Here is a 1680-nt window from a genome sequence, read left to right on the forward strand (position 1 = left end):
GCCAGGTCCGGCACGTCCGCGAGGGACGGCGCCCGCAACAGCAGCCTCTGGGTACGCAGTTCCGTCCTGGGCAGGGCGACGGACGGCCTGCGGCTGTCCTCGCGCAGCAGGCCGAAGACGACCAGGTCGTGCGTCCCGTCCTCGTCCAGCACCGCGTCGCGCAGCACGCCCTCCCAGGTGAAGCCGGCTTTCAGCGCCACGCGGAGCGAGGCGAGGTTGTCCAGGTTGGCGGTCAGGTCGATCCTGCGCAGCCGGGTGGACTTGAACACCCAGCTCACCAGCCCGCGCACGGCCTCCGTGGCGAAGCCGCGCCCCCGGTAGAGGGGGTGCACGCCGTACCCGACCTCGGTCGTACCCGCGCTCCACGAGGTCTTGAACAGGCTGATCGCGCCCACGATGAGCCCTTCCTCGTCGGTCATGGCCAGGTGCAGGCCCTGGCCGGAGCGGCGCAGCTCGTGCACGCCGCTCGACAGCCACTGGTCGACGCCGGACGGCTTGGCGGGCGCGCCGGGCGGGAGGAAACGGGTGCCGGACCGCACGATGGACCGGATCCTGGCGGTGTCCTGCGGGCCGAACGGCCGGAGCGTAAGCCGTTCGGTGGCGATGCTCACGTCAGCGTCGAACACGCTCGGCAGGGTACACAGTCGCGATGTTTGCCAACGAAAGCGGGGGTAGGGGCGCAATTGAGAGGAGTGAGGGAACTATGCAGCAACTCCAGCAGGGCGTCGACGTCCGCAGCGACCTCGCGAAATGGTTGAGCGACGCTCATTGGCCCGCGTCCAAGGACGATCTGGTGGGGCACGCGGAGAACGCGGGCGCACCGGACCGGGTGGCGGACATGGTGCGATCCCTCCCCGACCGCCGGTACTCGAACGTGGCCGACGTGGCCAAGGCCCTCGGTCTCGGCGTCGAGAAGCGGAGGTGGTGAACGGTGCGGCTCGACTTCATCCGACCGCTGTACGAGCGGCGCGGCCCGTACGCGTCCGTCTACTTCGGCGCGTACACGGGGACTGAGCGGGAGGCCCACTGGCGCGGCGTGCGCGACACGCTCGAGGACGAGGCCGACAAGGCCACCCTGGAGGCGCTGGAAGAGGAGGCCTGGCGGCCCGCCCCCGGACGGGCGATGTTCGGCACGCACGGCGACGTGGTGCTGTCCGAGGCGCTTGCCCGGGCGCCGTACGATCTGGGCAGGTGGTCGCCGTTGCCGCACGTCACGCCCATGCTCATGATGCGCGGCGAGAACATCCCGCACATCCGGGTCATCGTGGACCACGCCGGGGCCGAGCTGACGGCGTTCGGCGGCGGGTCGCCGCGCAAGGCCGTCGTGGAGGCGGCCGACTGGCCGCTGCAGAAGACCGCGCAGGGCGGCTGGTCGCAGAAGCGGTACGAGCGGGCGGTGGACGAGACCTGGGAGAAGAACGCCGTGGCCGTCGCCCACGAGATCGACGAGCAGGTGCGCCGCATCGGCGCGGAGCTCATCCTGGTCGCGGGCGAGCCGAAGTCCCGCTCGTACCTGCTGCACCACCTCAACACCAAGTCCGCCGACCGCGTCCTGATGGTCGAGCACGGCAGCCGCTCCAACCACGGGCAGTTCGAGGAGGACGTGGAGCGGGCACTCGACGAGTGGCTCGACCGCAAACGGGCCACGCGGGCAACGTCAACGAAGTCCCCGCCGCCGTC

The 1680-nt window shown here is 71.0% G+C and carries 3 protein-coding genes; 2 read left to right on the forward strand and 1 reads right to left on the reverse strand.

Translation table 11 applies throughout. The features are described from left to right. On the reverse strand, positions 1-626 hold a 626-nt coding region (locus AB0J09_RS64155; protein WP_360714245.1), incomplete at its 3' end, for a GNAT family protein. Between the two features lie 77 nt (positions 627-703). Between AB0J09_RS64155 and AB0J09_RS64160 the strand changes: the two genes are divergently transcribed. Both AB0J09_RS64160 and AB0J09_RS64165 read left to right on the forward strand, forming a co-directional pair. Next, positions 704-928, forward strand: coding sequence for a DUF2795 domain-containing protein (locus tag AB0J09_RS64160; RefSeq protein ID WP_360714246.1), 225 nt, complete (start codon positions 704-706; stop codon positions 926-928). A gap of 3 nt (positions 929-931) precedes the next feature. Further along, a partial coding sequence (locus AB0J09_RS64165; protein ID WP_360714247.1) for a Vms1/Ankzf1 family peptidyl-tRNA hydrolase occupies positions 932-1680 on the forward strand: 749 nt, incomplete at its 3' end.

It is taken from the genome of Nonomuraea sp. NPDC049784 (assembly GCF_040659615.1).
Taxonomy (GTDB): Bacteria; Actinomycetota; Actinomycetes; order Streptosporangiales; family Streptosporangiaceae; genus Nonomuraea.

What these genes read in the sequence shown, in the direction of transcription:
- AB0J09_RS64160 (WP_360714246.1), top strand. Translation starts at nt 704, where the DNA reads ATGCAGCAACTCCAGCAGGGCGTCGACGTCCGCAGCGACCTCGCGAAA.